The sequence below is a fragment of the Salinibacterium sp. genome, from assembly GCF_031364185.1.
Lineage (GTDB): Bacteria > Actinomycetota > Actinomycetes > Actinomycetales > Microbacteriaceae > Rhodoglobus.
The window spans coordinates 1-2708 of record NZ_JANLVV010000280.1 but is presented as its reverse complement, the minus strand read 5'-3'; the positions used below and the strand labels follow the sequence as shown (position 1 = coordinate 2708).

Here is a 2708-nt window from a genome sequence, read left to right as displayed (position 1 = left end):
CCCTCGTCGACTCGGTGGTGGGATCTCGACATAGAAACATGAAGGAACTGCGGCCAGGATCGAGCGGCCGCTCGGAATTGCGCATGTTGTTCGCGTTCGATCCGGAACGAAAGGCGATCTTTCTGGTTGCGGGCGACAAGGCAGGCAACTGGAAGAAGTGGTACCGAGACAACATCCCGGTCGCCGACAACCGATTCGACGACCACCTGAAGAGACTGAAGGGCCAAAGCTGATGGTGAAGACACTGGAGGACGTGCTTACGAAGCGTCCTGTCGATCGCGCCGCCGTCGACGATCACAAGCGACGGATGCTCGACGAGGTGCGTGCCTACCAATTGCGTGAATTGCGTGAAGCGCTCGGGCTAACTCAAGTCGAACTCGCACAGGCGCTGGAGGTCAGCCAGAACAGAGTGTCTCGCCTTGAGCACGGAGAGATCGAACGCACCCAGATTGATACTCTTCGTCGCTATGTCGAGGCCGTCGGCGGTCAGCTGCATGTAGAGGTCGAGATCGGCGATCGGCGGATCCAGATCGCTTGACCCGCACACCCCGGTCGCGACACGTCGGCCCAGGGTGCGCGGCGCTCCACTGAAACCTCAGCGCGCAAACGTGATGTGGATGACGCCGCTCTCGGCAACCTCCGACGTGACCGTGTAGTCGCGCTCCAGCTCGCGCAGGTCATCCCACAGGCGCATCCCGCGTCCCAGTACGATCGGGGCGATCGCGACGTGAAGGCGGTCCACGAGGCCTACGGCAAGGAAGTCGCGGGCAACACTCGCTCCCCCGCCGATGCGGACGTCAGACCCACCGGCCAGCTCCCGCCCCCACGCGAGAGCCTTCTGCGGCGTCGCGGCGATGAACTCGAAGCGGGTGCCATTGGCGAACTCGATCGGCGGGCGCTCCCGGTGCGTCAACACCAGCACCGGCACGCGAAACGGCGGCTCGTCGCCCCACCAGCCCCGCCACCCCGGATAATCCGGAAACGCGTGCAGCCCGAACATCCCCGCGCCCATAATCTCCGCACCAACCCCCCAAGAAGTACGCCGCTGCGTAGCGATCGTCGACACCGGTCGTCTCCTCGCCCGACGTCTCGCCCGTCACTCGCTCGCGCATAGTCCTCGTGGCAAGGTAATGCGCGACGAGTCTGCCCCAGTCCTCGCCCATCGGATTCTCCGGCGACTGGTTAGCCGTTATCACAATGCCGTCGAGCGAGAGGTTGAGGTCGATGCGAACCGTCATGAGGTCCCTCCGGGAATCTAGGTCTTCGTCATTCACGTCGCCAGAACCGTGCGGCAAGGTCAACGCTTTCGTTGATGGATGCCGCGGCTGCGCAGCAGGGGAGACCGACCTCCGCAGCGCAAGTGTTAGCAACGAACCGCAGTGTTCACCCGTACCCAGATAAGTGTGAACAGGCGACGGTCGAGTCGGATGGGATAGTGCTCACTGCTCCAGTATCGATAAAGCGGCGCCAATAAGTGGAGCGTCGTTGGGAAGCGCTGCCGGAGCCAATGCGAGCTGCGCGAGACGAGGCCGCGCAGACGTGATCCCGACGCGGAGCGGTCGCTCCAGGATGTCCCACGACTTTGATATCGAGCCGCCGACGACGAGAATCTCTGCCGCGAATGAGTCGATCCACGGTGCGATAGCGAATCCGAGCGCCCTCATCGCGTCATTGAGCACGACCGCGGCGGCCTCATCTCCCAGGCGAGCCCTCTGGGCAATGTCGTGCACATCAAGATCTTCGTCCGTCAGCTCGGCGTAGCGAGCGCGGATCGCACGCCGCGAAACGGCTTCCTCGAGCGGGCGGGCGTTCCACTCCAACACATGAGCGCTGCCATCCCGCGGAACTGTTGGACCGTCGTTGATGGGAACGCCGCTCGCGATAAAGGCAGATCCCACTCCGGTGCCGAGAGTGAGGCAGACAGCACGATCGTAGTGGCGAGCTGCTCCCCCAGCAGATTCGCCGAGGCCGAAGGCGTCCGCATCATTGACGAACGACACGCTGCGGGGAGTGGCGTGGATCGTTGCTATCAACGCCGCCCGCAGGTCGAACCCATTAAGACTCTCGAACTTGCCGACCTCTTCGAAGCGACCGATCCCTGCGGCATAGTCGAATGGGCCCGGGATGGCGATGCCCCACGCACGAGAGTCCTTGACTTCCAGGCGCGAGGCGGCGGACGCAAGTTGCCCGATGATGTCGTCGGCTGGGCCAGAAGACCGCAACTCGAAACGAAAATGATCAAGGACGATGGGTGTCCCGCCGAAAAGGGACACCAACGCCGCCGTGACATGTGTCCCGCCAACTTCCAACACCGGCACGAGGCCGTCTGGCACGCTCACTGGATGAATCCCGCTTTTGCCGCGGCGGCGAGACCGAGCCGGGGATCCGCCCTCGCATAGAGCGTGGCCTGGAATGCATGGTACAGATCAGGCTTACCGGGCCATGTCGAGAAGGCTGGGCGTCCATCCTTATCAAGTTGATGCCACCAGCTACCGCCAGCGCGGTCGATCACCGAGAGCTCGATGTAGTCCCAGAAAGAGCGGTACCAGACCTCGTAGTCGGCGTGACTGTCAGTGAGGCGGTCGAGGTATACGGCTGCTCCCACTGCCTCGGCCATGGTCCAGTGCATCCGATCGGAATTCACCACCCGACCTTCGAAATCGACGCTGTAGACCAGGCCGCCCCGCGACTTATCCCAGCCATCCTTG

5 protein-coding genes are annotated in these 2708 nt (G+C 63.1%); 2 read left to right on the top strand and 3 right to left on the bottom strand.

Annotated features, from left to right (window positions below):
* Together RMN95_RS12180 and RMN95_RS12175 are read left to right on the top strand one after the other, a co-directional pair.
* Positions 1–233 (top strand): type II toxin-antitoxin system RelE/ParE family toxin (locus RMN95_RS12180; protein ID WP_309617178.1); only part of this gene is annotated, 233 nt, incomplete at its 5' end.
* Positions 233–538: a helix-turn-helix domain-containing protein gene (locus RMN95_RS12175; RefSeq protein WP_309617177.1), complete on the top strand. Its 306-nt coding sequence runs from the start codon at positions 233–235 to the stop codon at positions 536–538. The genes RMN95_RS12180 and RMN95_RS12175, both read left to right, overlap by 1 nt.
* A gap of 57 nt (positions 539–595) precedes the next feature.
* Here RMN95_RS12175 and RMN95_RS12170 read toward each other — a convergent pair whose 3' ends face one another.
* The 3 genes from RMN95_RS12170 to RMN95_RS12160 form a co-directional block, all read right to left on the bottom strand.
* A complete protein-coding gene (locus RMN95_RS12170; protein ID WP_309617176.1) occupies positions 596–1066 on the bottom strand; it encodes a dihydrofolate reductase family protein in 471 nt (156 codons plus the stop codon).
* A 373-nt stretch (positions 1067–1439) separates the two neighbouring features.
* Entirely contained in the window at positions 1440–2339 is a 900-nt protein-coding gene (locus RMN95_RS12165; RefSeq protein ID WP_309617175.1) for an ROK family protein, read from the bottom strand.
* The coding region (locus RMN95_RS12160) for an AGE family epimerase/isomerase (RefSeq protein WP_309617174.1) at positions 2336–2708 on the bottom strand (373 nt) is incomplete at its 5' end. The genes RMN95_RS12160 and RMN95_RS12165, both read right to left, overlap by 4 nt.